The organism is Ramlibacter ginsenosidimutans, assembly GCF_016654015.1.
In the GTDB taxonomy this organism is placed as follows: Bacteria; Pseudomonadota; Gammaproteobacteria; order Burkholderiales; family Burkholderiaceae_C; genus Ramlibacter; species Ramlibacter ginsenosidimutans.
On record NZ_JAEPWM010000007.1, the window covers coordinates 21329 to 39963 of the forward strand.

Below are 18635 nucleotides of genomic sequence, written 5' to 3' on the forward strand. Positions count from 1 at the left end.
TCAGCCGGCCATGGTGTGCAGGGGCAGGTCCTGCTCCGACGCCAGTCGGTCCAGCTCGGCGCGCGTGCGCTGCGCGAAGAAGCGCGAGATCGCCTCGCGCGTGCCGGGCGCCAGCATCGTTTCCATGTCGCTCGCCGCCACGCCGGCGGCGGCGCACAGGCGGGCCGCGAAGTGCGGCTCCAGCGCGGCCACGGCCACCCGGCCATCGGCACACGCATAGACCCGGTAGCCCGCGTGCGCGCCGCCCACGGCACCCGAGGGCTGCGTCAGTCCCCAGCGGCGCGGCAAGCCGAGCCAGGCCGCCGCATCGGAGAGTGCCACTTCCTGGTACAAGCCTTCGGGGTGCGGATCGCCGCCGCCCGCGTAGCGCTCGTGCTTGCGCAGTGCCGCCTGCAGCACGGCCTCGGCGGCCATGAGCGAGCCGCCCATGTCGGCATAGAGCGTGGCCGGCAGCTCCAGGCCGGGCACGAGTCCGTTGTCGGCGAGGTAGGTGAGGTCGTGCCCCGGCTCCTCGGCCCGCGCACCAGGCGCGCCGACGATCGCGACGTGGCTCAATGACGGATGCCGCGAGTGCAGGGCCTTCCACCCGAGCCCGAGTTTCTCGAGCGCCGAGGGACGGAAGGACGTGAGCAGGATGTCCGTGCGCTGCAACTCGCGCTCGAGCAGCTCCTGGCCTTGCGGCGTTTTCAGGTCCGCCTGCACGACCTTCACGCCTTCGTGCAGCTGCGTGTACGCGGCGGCGTTGTAGTGGCGCATGGGATCGCCCGCGGGCGGCTCCAGCTTCGTGCAGCTCGCGCCCATGCGGCGGCAGCGCATGAGCGCCGCCGGCCCGGGCAGGTTGAGCGCGAGGCTCAGGATGCGGATGCCGTGCAGGGACGATGCGGCGCGTGTGCTCATCCCGCCAAGGCTAGCAGAGGCCGCGGAGCGTTCCCGCGGGAGGCCGGCTCGCCGATCGCAAGCTTCCAGGCGGGCCAGGGCTCAGAGGGGCAGCCCGACGTAGTTCTCCGCCAGCGAGGCGGATGCCGCCTGCGAGTGCACGAGGTAGTCCAGTTCCGCTTCCTGCAGCTTCTGCGCGATCGGGCCTTCACCCGGGAACTTGTGCATGAGCGAGGTGAACCACCAGGAGAAGCGCTCCGCCTTCCACACGCGGCGCAGCGCGCGGTCCGAATAGTGGTCCAGGCCCGCGCTGCTGCGCTCCTTGTAGTGCTCGACGAGGCCGTCCGACAGGTACTTCACGTCCGAAGCGGCCAGGTTCAGCCCCTTGGCGCCGGTGGGCGGCACGATGTGCGCCGCGTCGCCGGCGAGGAACAGCCGGCCGAAGCGCATCGGCTCCGCGACGAAGCTGCGCAGCGGCGCGATGCTCTTCTCGATCGAAGCGCCGGTCACCAGCCGCTCGCGCGCCTCCGGGTCCAGGCGCAAGCGCAGTTCCTGCCAGAAGGCGTCGTCCGACCATTCCTCCACCTTGTCGGTGAGCGGCACCTGCACGTAATAGCGGCTGCGCGTCGGGCTGCGCATGGAGCACAGGGCGAAGCCGCGGTCGGTGTTCGCGTAGATCAGCTCGTGGAACACCGGCGGCACGTCGGCCAGCAGTCCCAGCCACCCGAACGGGTACACCTTCTCGTATTCGCGGATCGCGTCGCGCGGGACGCTGGCGCGGCTCACGCCGTGGTAGCCGTCGCAGCCGGCGATGAAGTCGCACACGATCTCTTCTTCGCGACCGTCCTTGCGGAAGGTCACGCGCGGGCTGGTGCCGTCGAAGCCATGCAGGCGCACGGTGTCGCCGACCTCGTAGTAGGTGGGAAGCGCAGCGGCCGCGCGGGCGTGCATCAGGTCGCGCGTCACTTCGGTCTGTCCGTACACCATCACCGTCTTGCCGCCGGTGAGGCCCGGGAAGTCGACCCGGTGGCGGGCGCCCTTGAACAGCAGCTCGATGCCCGCGTGCACCAGGCCCTCCGTGTGCATGCGTTCGCCGACGCCGCATTCGTCCATCAGGTCCACGGCGATCTGCTCCAGCACGCCGGCGCGGATGCGGCCCAGCACGTAGTCGGCGCTCTGCCGCTCCACGATGACGTTGGAAATGCCGGCCTTGTGCAGCAGCTGGCCAAGCAGCAGCCCCGAGGGGCCGGCGCCGACGATGGCGACCTGGGTGCGGATGGTCATGGTGTGTCTCCTGTGCCGCCAGCTTAGGCGTTGCCGTGACGGGCGAACAGGGGAGTTGCCACGTCTTGTGCGATCATTGCGCAACCTGCGCGATGATCGCGCAGCATCGCACATGCCCATCGCCCACGCGGACTACATCGCAGGCATGGCCAAGGGACTGGCCGTGCTGGAGAGCTTCGACACGCAGCGCCAGCGCCTGAACGCGACGCTGGCGGCGGAGCGCGCCGGCCTCACGCGCGCCGCCGCGCGCCGGCACCTGCTCACCCTGGCTCACCTCGGCTACCTGGAAACCGACGGCAGCTGGTTCTGGCTCGCGCCCAAGGTGCTGCGTTTCTCTGGCAGCTACCTGGCCAGTGCCCGGCTGCCGCGCGCCATCCAGCCGACGCTGAACCGGCTTGCCGGCCTGACCGGCTACTCCTTTTCGGCCGTGGTGCTCGACGGCGACCAGGTGGTGATCGTGGCGCGCAGCGGCTCGGCGCTGCTGGCCTATGGCCTGCACCTGGGGGCCCGGCTTCCCGCGCACGCCACCTCGACGGGCCGCGTGCTGCTGGCGGCCAAGAGCCGCAGCGACTTCGACGCATGGATGAGGGGCCGCGAACTTCCCCGGCTGACCGCGCACACGACCTGCGATGCCAAGGCGTTCCGCGCGCTCATAGCCGCCGTTCGCCAGCAGGACTTCTGCGCCGCAGGCGAGGAACACGAGCTGGGCGTGCACGCGCTTGCGGTGCCGCTGCGCGACATGGAAGGCCGAACGGTGGCGGCCTTGAACGTGGTGTCGACCGCGCAAGGGCTGGATCCGGGTGCCCTGCAGAAGCAGATGCTGCCTCTGCTGCTGGAGGCCGCGCGCGAGGCACGTGCACTTCTTTAGACCTGCCCGGCCATAAACAAACAAGAAGATATTCGTTGTTTATCGAACGCGCGGTCCGCACAATCCTTTCCTCCTCGCTAGAAAAGGGACCGCCATGACTCTGCGACTCGGCGACACCGCGCCCGATTTCGTCCAGGACTCCACCGAAGGCACGATCCATTTCCACGAATGGGCCGGCAACTCCTGGGTGGTCCTGTTCTCGCATCCCGCGGACTTCACGCCCGTGTGCACCACCGAGCTGGGCAAGACCGCCGCCCTGGGCGGCGAGTTCCGCAAGCGCAACGTGAAGCCGATCGCGGTCAGCGTCGATCCGGTGGACCAGCACCGCGCCTGGGTCAACGACATCAACGAGACGCAGAACTGCTCGGTGGACTTTCCCATCCTCGCGGACGCGGACAGGAAGGTCGCCACGCTGTACGACATGATCCACCCGAACTCGCTGGCGAACGCCACGGTCCGCAGCGTGTTCATCATCGACCCGAAGAAGGTGATCCGCACGACGCTGACGTACCCGGCATCCACCGGCCGCAACTTCGACGAGATCCTGCGCGTCATCGATTCCCTGCAGCTCACCGACAGCCACAAGGTGGCGACGCCCGCAAACTGGAAGCAGGGTGACGACGTGGTGATCGCCCCGAGCGTCACGGACCCCAAGGAGCTGGCCGAGCGCTTCCCCAAGGGCTTCAAGACCGTGAAGTCGTACCTGCGCCTCACGCCGCAACCTAACAAATAAGGACGGAACGCATGCCGCGCAACCTGCGCCTCGGCGCAGGCTGGCCGGCGGCTTCCCGTCGATTCCCGATGAACACCTCCAAGATCAAGCTCCTCCTCGCCTCGTTCGCCCTCGCTGCCAGCGGCATCGCATCGGCGCAGCCGGCCCAGACCCTGCTGAACGCCTCGTACGACGTCGCGCGGGAGTTCTACAAGGACATCGACGCCGCCTTCGTGCCCTGGTACAAGAAGTCCACCGGCAAGGACGTGAAGATCGAGCAGTCCCATGGCGGCTCCAGCGCACAGGCGCGGGCCGTGGCCGAAGGCCTGGACGCCGACGTCGTCACGATGAACACCACCACGGACATCGAGTTCCTGGCGGACCGGGGCGTCGTTGCAAAGGACTGGCAGAAGCGCTTCCCCGACAACGCCGCGCCCACCACGTCCACCATGCTGTTCCTGGTGCGCAAGGGCAATCCCAAGGGCATCAAGGACTGGGACGACCTCACCAAGCCGGGCGTGCAGGTCGTGGTGGTGAACCCCAAGACCGGCGGCAACGGCCGCTACTCGTACCTGGCGGCCTGGGGCTACGTGAAGAAGAAGGGCGGCACCGATGCGCAGGCCGCCGACTTCGTCTCCAAGTTGTACAAGAACGTGCCCGTGCTCGCGCGCGGCGGCCGCGACGCGACCACGGCCTTCCTGCAGCGGAACATCGGCGACGTGCTGGTGACCTTCGAGTCGGAGGTGGAGTCCGTCAACCAGGAGTTCGGCGCCAACAAGGTGGACGTGGTCTACCCGTCCATCAGCATCATCGCGGAGAACCCGGTGGCGGTGGTCGAACGCACCGTGGCCAAGAAGGGCACCGCGGAGCTCGCCCGCACCTACCTGAACTTCCTCTACTCGGAAGAGGGGCAGGAGATCGCCGCGAAGCACCACATCCGGCCGCGCAGCCAGGCGGTGCTGAAGAAGTACGCCAGCACCTTCAAGCCGATCAAGCTGTTCACCGTGCAGGAGCTGTTCGGGTCGCTGGCGCAAGCGCAGAAGGTGCACTTCCAGGACGGCGGCGAGTTCGACAAGATCTACACGGTCCGGTAAGCACCCCATGAGTGGCGCCCTCGTGGCGCCGCTGCCCGCAGGGGCGGCGGCGCCTTCTTCGTCGCGCGGCGGCAGCCGCAAGGTCCTGCCCGGCTTCCACCTGAGCCTGGGTTACGCCTTGCTGTACCTGTGCCTGATCGTGCTGATCCCGCTGGCTGCGCTGGTGCTCAAGAGCTTTTCGCTCAGCTGGGACCAGTTCTGGGCCGCGGTCAGTTCCCCGCGCGTCCTGGCCTCCTACCGGCTCACCTTTGGCGCCTCGTTGATCGCGGCGCTGGTCAACGTGGTGTTCGGGCTGCTGGTGGCGTGGGTGCTGGTGCGCTATTCCTTCCCCGGCAAGCGCATCGTCGACGCACTGGTGGACCTGCCCTTCGCCTTGCCCACCGCCGTGGCGGGCATCTCGCTCACGGCGCTGCTCGCAGGCAACGGCTGGATCGGCCAGTTCCTGGAGCCGCTCGGCATCAAGCTCGCGTTCCAGCCGCAAGGCGTGGTGATCGCGCTGATCTTCATCGGGCTGCCATTCGTGGTCCGGACGGTGCAGCCCGTGCTGGAGGAGTCCGAGAAGGAGCTGGAAGAAGCCGCGATGTGCCTGGGCGCCACCCGCTGGCAGACCTTCACCAAGGTGATCTTCCCCGCGATCGCTCCGGCGCTGCTCACCGGCTTCGCCATGGCCTTCGCGCGCGCCATCGGCGAATACGGGTCCGTCATCTTCATCGCCGGCAACGTGCCCATGGTCTCCGAGATCACGCCGCTGGTGATCATCGGCAAGCTCGAACAGTACGACTACGCCGGCGCCACGGCGGTCGCGACGGTCATGCTGCTGTTCTCGTTCGTGCTGCTGCTGGTGATCAATGGCTTGCAAGGCTGGCAGCGCCGGCGCTCGGGAGGACAATGATGATGCGTGCGAAGCCTGTTCTCACCCTCTCCCGCCTGCGGGAGAGGGCCGGGGTGAGGGCGTGATGGCCACCGACCTCGCGCGCAAGCGCATCTCCACCACGGAAGCGCCCTGGGTGCGCTTCACGCTGATCGGCGTGGCCCTGCTGTTCCTGGTGCTGTTCCTGCTGCTGCCGCTGGCGGCCGTGTTCACCGAGGCGCTGCGCAAGGGCGTGCAGGGCTACCTCGACGCGCTGAAGGAGCCGGACGCCTGGTCTGCCATCCGCCTGACGCTGGTCACCGCGGCGATCGCCGTGCCGCTGAACCTGGTGTTCGGCGTCGCCGCCGCGTGGGCCATCGCCAAGTTCGAGTTCCGCGGCAAGGCCATCCTCACGACGCTGGTGGACCTGCCGTTCTCCGTGTCGCCCGTCGTCGCCGGCCTGATGTACGTGCTGGTGTTCGGTGCGCAGGGCTGGTTCGGCCCGTGGCTCGCCGCGCACGACATCAAGATCATCTTCGCCGTGCCGGGCATCGTGCTGGCCACCGTGTTCGTCACCTTTCCCTTCATCGCGCGGGAGCTGATCCCGCTGATGCAGGCCCAGGGCACCGACGAGGAGCAGGCCGCCATCGTGCTGGGCGCCACGGGCTGGCAGACCTTTCGCCGCGTGACGCTGCCGAACATCAAGTGGGGCCTCATCTACGGGGTGATCCTGTGCAATGCGCGGGCCATGGGCGAGTTCGGCGCCGTGTCCGTGGTCTCGGGCCATATCCGCGGGCAGACCAACACCATCCCGCTGCACGTCGAGATCCTCTACAACGAATACCAGTCGGTCGCAGCCTTCTCCGTCGCATCGCTGCTGGCACTGCTGGCCCTGGTCACCCTGGTGATCAAGTCGATCGCCGAGTGGCGACAGCAACGCGAACGCGGCGCGGCCGCCCTGCCGCCCGAGCGCCCCCTGGCGCTGCAAGGAAAGAATCCATGAGCATCGAGATCCGCCAGGTCAGCAAGAACTTCGGCGCCTTCCAGGCGCTGCGCGACGTCTCCCTGGACATCGCGTCCGGCGAACTGGTGGCGCTGCTGGGACCGTCCGGCTGCGGCAAGACCACGTTGCTGCGCATCATCGCGGGCCTGGAGACGGCCGACGCCGGCAGCATCCTGTTCGCGGGCGAAGACACCACCGACGTGCATGTGCGTGAGCGCCAGGTCGGCTTCGTGTTCCAGCACTACGCGCTGTTTCGCCACATGACCGTGTTCGAGAACGTGGCTTTCGGCCTGCGGGTGAAGCCGCGCTCGCAGCGTCCGAGCGAAGCGCAGATCCGCCAGAAGGTGCACGAGCTGCTCGGGCTGGTGCAGCTGGATTGGCTGGCCGAACGCTTCCCCTCGCAGCTCTCGGGCGGGCAGCGCCAGCGGATCGCGCTCGCCCGCGCGCTCGCGGTGGAGCCCAAGGTCCTGCTGCTCGACGAACCCTTCGGTGCGCTGGACGCGAAGGTGCGCAAGGAGCTGCGCCGCTGGCTGCGCCGGCTGCACGACGACCTGCACGTCACTTCCATCTTCGTCACGCACGACCAGGAGGAGGCGCTGGAGGTCGCGGACCGCGTCGTGCTGATGAACGCCGGCCAGGTCGAGCAGGTGGGCACGCCGCAGCAGGTGTGGGACCATCCGGCGAGCCCGTTCGTGTACGGCTTCCTGGGCGACGTGAACCTGTTCCGCGGGCGCGCGCACCAGGGCGAGCTTCACTTCCACGGTGGGCAGATCGACTCTCCCGAGCTGGCCGACGCGCAGGACGCGGCGGCTTCCGCGTACGTGCGTCCGCACGACCTGGACGTGCAGCGCTACACACCGGGGGCGAGCGGCATCGTCGTGAAGCTGGCGCGTGCGATCGTCGTCGGGCCGGTGGCGCGGCTGGAACTTCTGCCGGTGGACGGGTCCAAGACGGCAGAGAATGCCGGCTCCGACCCCGTGATCGAGGCGCAGATCCCGGCGCAGCAGTTCAGGGAGATGGGCTTGCGCGAAGGCGAGACGCTGGTGGCGACAGCGCGCCAGGCCCGCGTGTTCCTGGAGACCGGCGCCGGCATCTGACCGCCGGGCGCCGGGACGAGAAGAGGGCAGAATGAGCGGCATGATCCTGGATTGGTTCGACAAGGCGCCCCGGCGCATCCTCGGCCTGGTGGCGCTGGCCTGCGTGGCCATGCTGGCCTTCGGCCTGTACCTGCAGCATGTAGTCGGCCTCGAGCCCTGCCCGATGTGCATCGTGCAGCGTTACGCGCTGGTGCTGGTCGCCATTGCCGCGGGTGTCGCCGCGGCGCTGAAGCCGCGTGGCGCCCACCTGGCCGGCGCGGGCCTCATGGTCCTGTTCTCCGGCTTCGGCGGCTTCGTCGCGGCGCGCCAGAGCTGGCTGCAGTGGTTTCCGCCCGAGACGGCGTCCTGCGGACGCGACTTCTACGGGATGATCGAGACCTTTCCGCTGCGGCGTGCCATCCCGATGATCTTCCGCGGCAGCGGCGACTGCACGAAGGTCGACTGGACTTTCCTGGGCGGCTCCATCGCGAACTGGTCGTTCCTGTGCTTCGCCGCCTTGCTCGTGATCGGCCTGGTGCTGTTCGCGCGGCAGCTGCGGCGCCCGGTCCGGCGCAGCGTCAGCGCGCCGATGGCGGCTTAGCGCCTGTCACGCGAAGGCGAAAGCGGGCCCGGGTCAGAGGCCTGACGGATAGGTCTCGGCGGGTTCGCCGGCGTGCCAGATCGGTTCCTTCACCAGCGGTTCGAGTGCGCGCGTGTGGTCGATGTGGATCAACTCGTCGAACTGAGTCGGCAGGTGCGCGTGGAAGTAGTGGCTGGTCCGCTCGCTGCGCGGCTGGTAGATGACCCCGATCGCGCGCTCCAGCCTTTGCTCGCGCAGCACCTCGGCGAGCGCCGGGTTGCCCTGCAGCGGCAACCAGAAGCGCTCCACGCCAAGCTGGCGGAACAGGTCCTCGAAGCTGCCCGGCAGGCCGGGGCGCACGCGCTTGCGTTCGGCAACCGCGTCCCATTCGGAAGCGGCGGTCACCGTGCCGTTGTGGGTGGTGAAGCCCACCAGCACGGCCTGGTCGCTCCAGCGGTCACGCGCCAGCTGGCCGACGTTCCACTCGCCCAGCTCGCCCATCTGCGTGGCGCTGGCGTCGCCCAGGTGCGAGTTGTGCGCCCAGACCGCGATGCGCACCCGGCCGGTCAGGCCGTCGAGATGCTTCTCCAGCGCCTGCAGCGTCTCCACCATGTGGCTGTCCCGCAGGTTCCACGACGAGACGCGGCCGTGGAACATCGTCCGGTAGTACTCCTCCGCGTTGCGGACCAGGCGGGCGTTCTGCTGCGCGTAGAACAGGTCGGCGCGGTCCACGCTGGCGGCGGTCATCAGGTCCGCGGCCCGCCGGTTCATATCGCGCAGCTGCTGGATCACCTCGTCTTCGCAACTGGGCTTCATGCCGAAGCTCGCGGCGTAGCCGTAGGCCTGGCTGTCCTCGCCGTAGTGCTCGAAGCAGGCGTACCGGCTGCGCGCGCGCTGCGCTGCTTCGGGGTCCGCGCGGTCCAGGTAGTCGAGCACGGCGCGCACGGAGCTGTAGAGGCTGTACAGGTCCATTCCGTAGAAGCCGACCTGCTGCGAGGGCGGCCGGCCGTGGTTGTGCTCCCGCAGCCACTCGACGAAGTCGCGCACGACCGTGTTGCACCACATCCAGGTGGGGAAGCGCTGGAATCCGGAGAGCGCCGCTTCGGCGCTGGTGTCGTCGGAAACGCCGCGGATGTAGCGGTTCACGCGCCAGGCGTCAGGCCAGTCGGCCTCGACCACGACGGCGTTGAAGCCGTGGTCCCGGATCAGCCTCTGCGTGAGCCACGCGCGCTCGGCGTAGAACTCGTGGGTCCCGTGGGTGGCTTCGCCCAGCAAGGCCAGCTTCGCGCGTGCGAGGCGGGCGACCAGCTCTTCGTCTTCGGCGGCTGCGGAGGGCAGGGCGCGCAGGTGCGGCCGCAGGCGCTCGACGAGCTGGTGGTCGCGGGTAGGAGACGAGGGGGCCATGGCGATCTCCTGCGGACGACTCAGGCGGGATCCCGGGCGGAGTGCGCCACGCTCGCGAGGTGGCGTGTGAACCAGTCGCTGGCGAGCTCCGCCACTCTTTCCAGCGCGCCGGCTTCCTCGAACAGGTGGGAGGCGCCGGGCACGATCTCCAGGTCGCTGGCGCAGCGCAGGTGGCGCAGCGCTTCTTCGTTTTCTTCCAGCACGCCCTGGTCGGCACCGCCGACGATCAGCAGCGTCGGCGCGGTGACCGCGGCCAGCGCCGCGGGTCCGGCCAGCCCGGGCCGGCCGCCGCGCGAGACGACTGCAGACACCCGCCGACCCAGCTGCGCCGCGGCGATCAGGGCCGCTGCGCTGCCGGTGCTCGCGCCGAAGAAGCCCAGCGGCAGCTCGTGCAGGCGCGGGTCGCTGCGCGTCCATTCCGCGGCCGATTCCAGCCGCCGCGTGAGCAGTGCGATGTCGAAACGGTGTTCGCGGGTGCGCAGGTCCACCTGTTCCTCCTGCGGCGTGAGCAGGTCGAACAGCAGGGTCGCGACGCCCGCCTGCTGCAGCCGCGCGGCGACCTGCCGGTTGCGCGCGCTGTGCCTGCCACTGCCGCTGCCGTGCGCGAACAGCACGAGGCCGCGCGGGTGCTGGGGCAGGCCGAGGTCGCCGGCGAGCGAGCCGGCGGCGAGGGGAATCCGGACTTCCTGGAGAACGGGGGTCGTGGACACGCTGTTCATCGCAAGCTCCTGCCGAAGGTAGAGCGGCTGCGGGATCCCGGGTGTCGGCGCTGGGCGCCGGCACGGTAGGACGGGCGTCCTGCGCCGCGCGAGGGGCCCACGATAGGCCTCGCGCGCGGCTTTGTCACGCCTGGGCGCCTGCGCCTGGTGAAACAGACTGCGCAGGCTGCCAGCGCAAACTCCTAGGTGAGCTTCTTCACGAACACCATGCTCTTGCGGTCCCAGCTGTACTTGCGCTTGCGCGCCTCGGGCAGCCAGTCCGGGTCCACCTGCACGAAGCCGCGCTTGAGGAACCAGTGCATGGTGCGGGTGGTGAGCACGAAGATGCTCTCCAGCCCCATGGCGCGCGCGCGTTGCTCCACGCGCCGCAGGATCTTCTCGCCGTCGCCCTGGCCCTGGCTCTGCGGTGACACCGTGAGGGCCGCCATCTCGCCGGTGCGGGCCTCCGGATACGGATACAGCGCGGCGCAGGCGAAGATCACGCCGTCGTGGTCCAGGATGGTGTAGTTGGCGATGTCCCGCTCGATCTCGGTGCGGTCCCGCTTCACCAGCGTGCCGTCCTTCTCGAAGGGTTCGATCAGCTGCAGGATGCCGCCCACGTCGTCGGCGGTGGCCTCGCGCAACTCCTCGAGCTTTTCGTCCACCACCATCGTGCCGATGCCGTCGTGCACGTAGATCTCCAGCAGCAGCGAGCCGTCCACCGCGAACGGAATGATGTGGCTGCGTTCCACGCCGGCCTTGCAGGCCTTGACGCAGTGCTGCAGGTAGAACGAGGTGTCCGTCGGCTGGCTGGCCGGGGGCAGTTGCTGCAGCAGCCGTTCGGCCGCCGCGAGCGGCAGTTCCGTGTCGATGGGGTTGTCTTCGCCATCGGCTTCCAGCGGCTTCACGCGCACGCCCGGCACCTCGGTGAGGAAGATCAGCTTGTCCGCCTGCAGCGCGATGGCCACGCTGGTCGCGACTTCTTCCATGGTGAGGTTGAACGCCTCGCCGGTCGGCGAGAAGCCGAAGGGCGACAGCAGCACCAGCGCGCCGAGGTCGATGGTGCGCTTGATGCCGGCGACGTCCAGCTTGCGGACCAGGCCGGAATGCTGGAAGTCGATGCCATCCAGGATGCCGACCGGACGCGCCGTGATGAAGTTGCCCGAGATCACCCGCACCGTGGCACCCGCCATGGGGGTGTTGGGCAGCCCCTGGCTGAAGGCCGCCTCGATCTCGTAGCGCAGCTGGCCCGCGGCCTCCTGCGCGCAATCGAGCGCCACTTCGTCGGTGATGCGCATCCCGTGCGAGTAGCGGGCCGCATGGCCCTTGGCCTTGAGCTGCTCGTTGACCTGCGGGCGGAAGCCGTGCACCAGCACGATCTTCACGCCCATGCTCTGGATCAGCGCGATGTCCTGGACGATGGTGGCCAGCTTGCCCGCGGCGATCGCCTCGCCTGCCATGGCGACCACGAAGGTCTTGCCGCGGTGCATGTGGATGTAGGGCGCCACCGAGCGGAACCAGGGCACGAAGGTGAAATTGAAGATCGCGGACATCGACGGCGGCTGGCGCGGTGAGGACTTGGCGCGACAGTGTAAGGGAACGACCTTAGCGACGTCGCCCGTTTGCGCTATCGTCGCGCGATGGATCCTGTCTCTGCCGGGTGCTGGGGCGCGTTCTTCGGGACCGCCGCCCTCATGGCCGGCATCGCGCTGGTGGCCTGGGTGCGGCTGCACCGGCGCGTGGCCCTGACGGCGGGCCTGTCTGCGCTCGTCTCGGCGCTGTTCGCCGCGGCCTATCTCGGCGCCATGCCGCTGGCTGGCGCCGCCGAAGCGCGCGTGCTCGCGCACCTCGGGATGGCGGTCGCGAGCACGCTGGCGCTCATGCTGCTGGCCCTGCTCGGACTGCTGCGCCAGCAGGGCGCGGCCAGGCGCGCCGTCGCGACGCTGGCCATCGTCGACGTCCTGGTGCTGGGCACCGGCTGGGCGATGCCGGCGGAGCGCGCGCTGTTCCTGAGCGTCGCCGCCGCCTTCCTCATGGCCTGCTGCATGCTCGCGATCGCGATGCGCCGCGCCCGGCGGGGTGACCGCCTCGCATGGAGCACGGTGGCCGCGATGGCCTTCCTGTTGCCGGCCCTCGGCGGCCTGGGCTGGATCGCCCTCGACCGCGACGCCGGCTGGGCCGTGCACGCCGTCAGCGCCCTGGCGGGGATGGCCTACCTGTCGGTGATGGCGGCGGCGCTCTGGGCGCGCTACTCGTACCTGCTGGAGCTCTCCGAGGTGATGGCGCACGGCCCCAGCTACGACCCGGTCACCCGCATGCGCTCGCACAACGAGACCGGCCAGATGGTCGGCGACCTGTTCTTCCAGCGCGATGCCGAGGCGCGGCCCGTCGGCGTGCTGGCCGTGTGCATCGCCAACCTGTACGCGCTGGAGAACCTGCACGGGCGCGCCGCGTTCAATCACGCGCTGTTCATCTGCGCGGGCCGCCTTCGCCGTTGCGTGCCGCAGACGATCGAGATGGGGCGCCTGGGCGAGGATGGATTCCTGCTGCTCACCCGCAGCATGGAGGACCTGCGCGCGCTGGAGCGGCTCGCGCGCCAGTTGCGCGACCGCCTGAGCCGACCGGTGTCCCTGAGCATCAGCCGCGAACCCGGACTGATCGACGCGCGCGGCACGAGCTGGGCGGCGGACGTCGGCATCGGCGTGTTGTCGACCAGCACCAAGGTCCGGCCGGCGCAAGCGGTCGCGACCGCGCGGGCGATGGCGCGCACGGCCTGGAGCTACGGCACGCGCATCGCGGTGTTCGACCCGCAGGCCGGGCAGATCGCCGAAATGTCTGTGCACCCGGCCGCCGTCGCCGCCGCCTAAAGTCTGCTCTTAGGCAAGCGGCGTCTGGCGGACGTTGCCGCGCTTTGCTATCGTGGTCCGCATGGACAACGTCGCCGCCGGTGCCTGGGGCGCTTTCTTCTGCACGGCGACGCTGATGCTGGTGGTCTCGCTGGCCGCGTTCCGCCGTTCGCACCGGCGGGTCGCGCTGATGGCGGGCCTCACCGCGCTGTTTTCCGCCCTGTTCGTGGCCGCGTTCCTCGGCTGGCTGCCCGTGCAGGGCGCGGCCGAGGCGCGTGTCCTGTCGCACGTCGCGGTGATCGTCGCTGTCACCATGGCGCTGATGCTGCTGTCGACACTGGGCGTGCTGCGCCAGGACGTCGGCGGCCGCAAGCCGGTGGCCCTGCTCGTGGGCCTGGGCGCCGCGGTGCTAGCCGCCAGCTGGCTGCTGGAGCCGCCGCAGGCCCTGGCGCTCGGCTCGCTGTGCGCGTTCGGTGTCGGTGCGGCCATGCTCGTGATCGCGGCGCGCGGGGCGCTGCGAGGCGACAACCAGGGCTGGGCCGCGGTGGCGGCCATCGCCTGCATGCTGGTGGCGGTCGCGGGCCTCGGCTGGATCGCGCTGACCCGCACGACGGCGTGGCCGGTGCACGCGCTGAGCGCCTTCGCGGGCGTGGCTTTCCTGTGCGTGATCGGGTCCGTCCTGTGGGCGCGCTACTCCTACCTGCTGGAGCTGTCGCACGTGCTGGCGCACGGTCCCAGCTACGACCCCGTCACGCGCATGCGCTCGCACGTCGAGACCGGGCAGATGGTGGGCGACGTGTTCTTCCATCGCGACGCCGAGGCCAGGCCGATCGGCGTGCTGGCGATCTGTCTCGCCAATCTCTACGCGCTGGAGAATTTGCACGGGCGCGCGGCGTCCAATCATGCGCTGTTCGTCTGCGCCGCGCGCCTGCGGCGCTGCGTGCCGCAGAACGTGGAGATGGGCCGGCTGGGAGAGGACGGCTTCCTGCTGCTGCTCCCCAACATGGGCGACGTGGAGACGCTCGCCCAGCTCGCCCGGCAGATCCGCGACCGGCTGGTGCGCCCCGTTTCGCTCAGCACCACCCGGGACCCGGACGCGCTGGTGCATCCAGAGACGGCGTGGCTGGCCGAGGTGGGCATCGGCGTGCTCGCCACCAGCACCAAGCTGCGTCCTTCGCACGCGATTTCCACCGCGCGCGCCATGGCCCGCACGGCCTGGAGCTACCGCACCCGCATGGCCTTCTTCGACCAGCAGCTCGGGCAGATCGCGGAGCTCGGCCGCGATACGCCGGACGGGTCCGACCCCGTCGCGGCCTGAGGGCAGCACGGCGCCGGCCTGCGCGCGGCGCGCCCGCATCGGATAATCACGGGCTTTCCCCCGTGCCGTCTTGCCCGCCTCGCTGAACATCACCTTTCCCGACAACCTGCCGGTCTCCGCCAAGCGCGAGGAGATCACGGCCGCGATCGCCGCGCACCAGGTGGTGATCGTCTGCGGCGAAACCGGTTCGGGCAAGACCACGCAATTGCCCAAGATCGCGCTGGCGATGGGCCGCGGCAAGCTCGGGGCGCCGCCCGGCAAGGGCAAGCTGATCGGCCACACCCAGCCGCGGCGCATCGCGGCGTCCAGCGTCGCCAAGCGCATCGCGCAGGAGCTGGACACGCCGCTCGGGGAGGTCGTCGGGTTCAAGGTGCGGTTCCAGGACCGCCTCGCGCGCGATGCGTCGGTCAAGCTGATGACCGACGGCATCCTGCTTGCGGAGACGCAGTCCGACCCGATGCTGTCGGCCTACGACACCATCATCATCGACGAGGCGCACGAGCGCAGCCTCAACATCGACTTCCTGCTCGGGTACCTGCGGCAGCTGTTGCCGCGCCGCCCGGACCTGAAGGTGGTGGTGACCTCCGCGACCATCGACGCGGAGCGCTTCGCCGAGCACTTTGCGTCGGCGCAGGGACCGGCGCCGGTGATCTACGTGTCCGGCCGCACCTTCCCGGTCGAACAGCGCTGGCAGCCCTTCGAGGAGTCGCGCGACCACGACCTGAACGACGCCATCGCTGACGCGGTGGACGAACTTTGGCGAGGCCGCCCCGACGCGGGCGACATTCTCGTGTTCCTGCCCGGAGAGCGCGAGATCCGCGAGGCTGCCGACCACCTGCGCAAGCACCTGGCGCACGATGCACTCACGCGCAACGCCGAAGTGCTGCCGCTGTTCGCGCGGCTGTCGCAGGCGGAGCAGGACCGCATCTTCGACGCGCACGCGGGCCGGCGCATCGTGCTCGCGACCAACGTGGCCGAGACCTCGCTCACGGTTCCCGGCATCCGCTACGTGATCGACACCGGCACGGCGCGCGTGAAGCGCTACAGCTTCCGCAGCAAGGTGGAACAGCTGCTGGTCGAGCCCATCAGCCAGGCCGCGGCCAACCAGCGCGCCGGCCGCTGCGGGCGGGTGGCGAACGGCATCTGCATCCGCCTGTACGACCAGCAGGATTTCGCCGGCCGGCCCCGCTTCACCGACCCGGAGATCCTGCGCTCGTCCCTGGCCGGCGTGATCCTGCGCATGAAGTCGCTGCACCTCGGTGTGGTGGAGGACTTCCCCTTCATCGACCCGCCTTCGCGGCGCGCCATCGCCGACGGCTACCAGCTGCTCAACGAGCTCGGCGCGGTGGACGACGACAACGCCCTCACGACGATGGGCGCGGAGCTGGCGCGCCTGCCGCTGGACCCGCGGGTGGGCCGCATGATCCTGGAGGCGCGCCAGCGCGGCGCCCTGCACGAGGTGCTCGTGATCGCGTCGGCCCTGTCGCTGCAGGACGTGCGCGACCGGCCGATGGAGCTGCAGGCCCAGGCGGACCAGCAGCACGCCAAGTTCGACGACGAGAAGAGCGAGTTCTCCGGCTACCTGCGGCTGTGGCAGTGGCTGGACGAATCGCGCGGCGGGCACGGCACACACTCCCGCGCCTTGCGCGGGAGTTCTCCTGATGCTCCACCCGTGGTGGGGGCCGAAGGCCCTCACCACCGGCTCTCGAACCGCCAGTACGAACAACTCCTGCGGCAGAACTTCATCAACGTGCGGCGCGTGCGCGAATGGCGCGACGTCCACAGCCAGTTGCTCACGGTCGTCACCGAGCACAAGTGGCGCATGAACGAGCAGCCCGCGAGCTACGAGCAACTGCACAAGGCCATGCTGTCGGGCCTGCTGGGCAACATCGGCTTCAAGCTGGAAGACGACGAGGCGTATCTCGGCGCGAGGGGCATCAAGTTCTACCGCCATCCGGGTGCGCACCTGAAGAAGCGGCCGGGGCGCTGGGTCGTTTGCGCGGAACTGGTCGAAACGACGCGCCTGTTCGGCCGCGGCATGGCCAACATCGAGCCGCAGTGGGTGGAGGAGGTCGCCGGCCACCTGCTGAAGAAGCAACTGCTGGACCCGCACTGGGAAAAGAAGGCGGCCGAGGTCGTGGCGCTCGAGCGCGCCACGCTGTACGGACTCGTGATCTACAGCGGCCGGCGCGTGCCGTTCGCGCGCGCGGACCTGCAGGGCGCGCGCGAGATCTTCATCCGCGAGGGCCTGGTCACGGGCGAGTGGGAGACGCGCCTGCCTTTCCTTGCCGCCAACCAGAAGCTGGTCCGGCAAGTGGAGGAGCTCGAACACAAGTCGCGGCGCCAGGACGTGCTCGTGGACGAGGAGCTGATCTACGCGTTCTACGACCAGCAGCTGCCCAAGGACGTGTACAGCGGCACGACCTTCGAGAGCTGGTACCGGGAGGCGAGCCGCGGCCGGCCCGACCTGCTGAAGCTCACGCGCGACGAGCTGATGCGCCACGAGGCGGCCGGCATCACCAGCAGCGCGTTCCCGAAGACGGTGAAGCTCGGGGGCGTGGATTGCGCGGCGAGCTACCTGCACGAACCGGGGGACCCGCGCGACGGGCTGACCGTGAGCCTGCCGCTGTTCGTCCTCAACCAGGTGAACGAGGACCGGGTCGAGTGGCTGGTGCCCGGCATGCTGAAGGACAAGGTGCAGGCCTTGCTGAAAAGCCTGCCGCAGAAACCGCGCTCCCGGTTCGTCCCGCTGCCGGAGTCGGCCGCGCGCGTCGCGGGCCTGCTCACGGCGCCGGAGCGCTTCGGGCACGGCAGCCTGACGGACGTCCTGCTCAAGCTGGTGCGCGACGAGACCAGCCTCGACGTGAAGCGCACGGACTTCAAGCCGGACATGGTGCCGCAGCACCTGTTCATGAACATCCGCGTGATCGACGAGCACGGACGCCAGCTGGGCATGGGGCGCAATCTCGGCGCGCTGAAGGCGGAACTGGGCGCGAAGGCACGCGGTGCGTTCCAGGCGCTGGCAGGCCTGAAGGTGTCTGCCGCTCCCGCGCCCTCCGCGCAAGGGCAGGGCGGGAACGCTGCTGCCGGCCGGAGCGCGATGCCGGCAGGCGCCGCGAGCCCTGCGGCCGGCGTTTCCGCCAAGCAGGGAGGAGCCACGCCCGCGGAGCAACGCTACACGGCCTGGACCTTCGGGGAGTTGCCCGAGCTGATGGAGATCCGCAAGGGCGGGACCAGCCTCGTCGGCTTCCCCGCGTTGATCGACCAGAAGGATGCGGTGAGCATCGAGGTGTTCGACGAGCCCGAGGTCGCGGCAGCGCGCCACCGCGCCGGCCTGCGGCGGCTGTTCGCGCTGCAGTTGCGCGATGCGCTGAAGTACCTCGAGAAGAACATTCCCGACCTGCAGAAAATGGCCGTGGCCTACATGCCGCTCGGGACGCACGAAGAACTGCGCGACCAGATCGTGGAGGTCGCGCTGGATCGCGCCTTCCTGATGGACCCGCTGCCGGCCACCGCCGCCGACTTCCAGCGCCGCCTGGACGAAGGCCGCGGCCGCCTGACCCTCATCGCCAACGAGGTGGCGCGACTCGCCGCGACCATCCTGGGCGACTACGCGGCGGCCGCCCGGAAGATCAAGGAGACCCGGATCCAGCCGGAGGCAACCGCCGATGCCGCGCAGCAACTGCAGCGGCTCGTGCCCCGGCGCTTCCTGGCGGCCACGCCCTGGGCGCGGCTGCAGCACCTGCCTCGCTACCTGAAAGCGATCGTGCTGCGCCTGGACAAGCTGCGCGCCGACCCCGCCCGGGATGCGGCGAGGACGGCGGAGCTGAAACCGCAGGAGCAGCGGTACTGGCGTCTCCTGGCCGAGCGCAAGGGCGTGGTCGATGAGCGAATGGAAGACTTCCGCTGGCTGCTCGAGGAGCTGCGCGTGAGCTTCTTCGCGCAGGAATTGCGCACGCCCCAGCCGGTCAGCCTCAAGCGGCTGGAGAAGCTGTGGGGCCAGATCAACAGCTGAGGCGCCACAGC

15 protein-coding genes are annotated in these 18635 nt (G+C 69.6%); 10 read left to right on the forward strand and 5 right to left on the reverse strand.

All coding sequences use genetic code 11. The features are described 5' to 3' along the window. Together JJB11_RS16430 and pobA are read right to left on the reverse strand one after the other, a co-directional pair. Nucleotides 1-897: a CoA transferase gene (locus tag JJB11_RS16430; RefSeq protein ID WP_201173688.1), complete on the reverse strand. Its 897-nt coding sequence runs from the start codon at nt 895-897 to the stop codon at nt 1-3. 81 nt (nt 898-978) lie between these two features. Further along, nucleotides 979-2154, reverse strand: coding sequence for a 4-hydroxybenzoate 3-monooxygenase (gene pobA / locus JJB11_RS16435; protein ID WP_201174279.1), 1176 nt, complete (start codon nt 2152-2154; stop codon nt 979-981). 118 nt (nt 2155-2272) lie between these two features. On the opposite strand from pobA, the gene JJB11_RS16440 reads away from it, so the two are divergent. The 7 genes from JJB11_RS16440 to JJB11_RS16470 all read left to right on the forward strand — a co-directional run bounded on the left by JJB11_RS16440 (nt 2273) and on the right by JJB11_RS16470 (nt 8364). Then, nucleotides 2273-3028 (forward strand): IclR family transcriptional regulator domain-containing protein, encoded by a 756-nt coding sequence (locus tag JJB11_RS16440; RefSeq protein ID WP_201173691.1) that lies wholly within the window; start codon nt 2273-2275, stop codon nt 3026-3028. A 94-nt stretch (nt 3029-3122) separates the two neighbouring features. Next, complete coding sequence (locus tag JJB11_RS16445) at nt 3123-3761, forward strand: peroxiredoxin (RefSeq protein ID WP_201173692.1); 639 nt, start codon at nt 3123-3125, stop codon at nt 3759-3761. Between the two features lie 68 nt (nt 3762-3829). Further along, nucleotides 3830-4834, forward strand: coding sequence for a sulfate ABC transporter substrate-binding protein (locus tag JJB11_RS16450; protein ID WP_201174281.1), 1005 nt, complete (start codon nt 3830-3832; stop codon nt 4832-4834). A 7-nt stretch (nt 4835-4841) separates the two neighbouring features. After that, nucleotides 4842-5726 carry a sulfate ABC transporter permease subunit CysT gene (cysT, locus tag JJB11_RS16455; RefSeq protein WP_201173694.1) on the forward strand — a complete coding sequence of 295 codons (885 nt, stop codon included), beginning with the start codon at nt 4842-4844 and terminating at the stop codon, nt 5724-5726. Nucleotides 5727-5790: 64 nt separating this feature from the next. After that, the gene (cysW, locus tag JJB11_RS16460) at nt 5791-6687 is read left to right on the forward strand and encodes a sulfate ABC transporter permease subunit CysW (protein WP_201173696.1); all 897 of its coding nucleotides are present in this window, start codon (nt 5791-5793) and stop codon (nt 6685-6687) included. Then, nucleotides 6684-7784: a sulfate/molybdate ABC transporter ATP-binding protein gene (locus tag JJB11_RS16465; RefSeq protein ID WP_201173698.1), complete on the forward strand. Its 1101-nt coding sequence runs from the start codon at nt 6684-6686 to the stop codon at nt 7782-7784. The genes cysW and JJB11_RS16465 overlap by 4 nt, the downstream gene beginning before the upstream one ends. A gap of 40 nt (nt 7785-7824) precedes the next feature. Beyond that, nucleotides 7825-8364 (forward strand): disulfide bond formation protein B, encoded by a 540-nt coding sequence (locus JJB11_RS16470; protein WP_201174283.1) that lies wholly within the window; start codon nt 7825-7827, stop codon nt 8362-8364. A 33-nt stretch (nt 8365-8397) separates the two neighbouring features. Here the strand turns inward: JJB11_RS16470 and JJB11_RS16475 are convergent, their stop codons facing one another. From JJB11_RS16475 to argA, 3 genes are all read right to left on the reverse strand, one after another. Beyond that, complete coding sequence (locus JJB11_RS16475) at nt 8398-9747, reverse strand: erythromycin esterase family protein (protein ID WP_201173700.1); 1350 nt, start codon at nt 9745-9747, stop codon at nt 8398-8400. Nucleotides 9748-9767: 20 nt separating this feature from the next. Continuing rightward, nucleotides 9768-10466 (reverse strand): dienelactone hydrolase family protein, encoded by a 699-nt coding sequence (locus tag JJB11_RS16480; RefSeq protein WP_201173702.1) that lies wholly within the window; start codon nt 10464-10466, stop codon nt 9768-9770. Between the two features lie 182 nt (nt 10467-10648). Continuing rightward, entirely contained in the window at nt 10649-11998 is a 1350-nt protein-coding gene (gene argA, locus JJB11_RS16485) for an amino-acid N-acetyltransferase (protein WP_201173704.1), read from the reverse strand. 87 nt (nt 11999-12085) lie between these two features. Here argA and JJB11_RS16490 point away from each other — a divergent pair, with 87 nt between their 5' ends. The 3 genes from JJB11_RS16490 (at nt 12086) to hrpA (ending at nt 18624) form a co-directional block, all read left to right on the forward strand. Continuing rightward, nucleotides 12086-13312: a GGDEF domain-containing protein gene (locus JJB11_RS16490; RefSeq protein ID WP_201173707.1), complete on the forward strand. Its 1227-nt coding sequence runs from the start codon at nt 12086-12088 to the stop codon at nt 13310-13312. Nucleotides 13313-13373: 61 nt separating this feature from the next. Beyond that, the gene (locus JJB11_RS16495; protein WP_201173715.1) at nt 13374-14609 is read left to right on the forward strand and encodes a diguanylate cyclase domain-containing protein; all 1236 of its coding nucleotides are present in this window, start codon (nt 13374-13376) and stop codon (nt 14607-14609) included. Nucleotides 14610-14679: 70 nt separating this feature from the next. Then, nucleotides 14680-18624 (forward strand): ATP-dependent RNA helicase HrpA, encoded by a 3945-nt coding sequence (gene hrpA / locus JJB11_RS16500; protein WP_377371979.1) that lies wholly within the window; start codon nt 14680-14682, stop codon nt 18622-18624. Nucleotides 18625-18635: the final 11 nt, after the last annotated feature.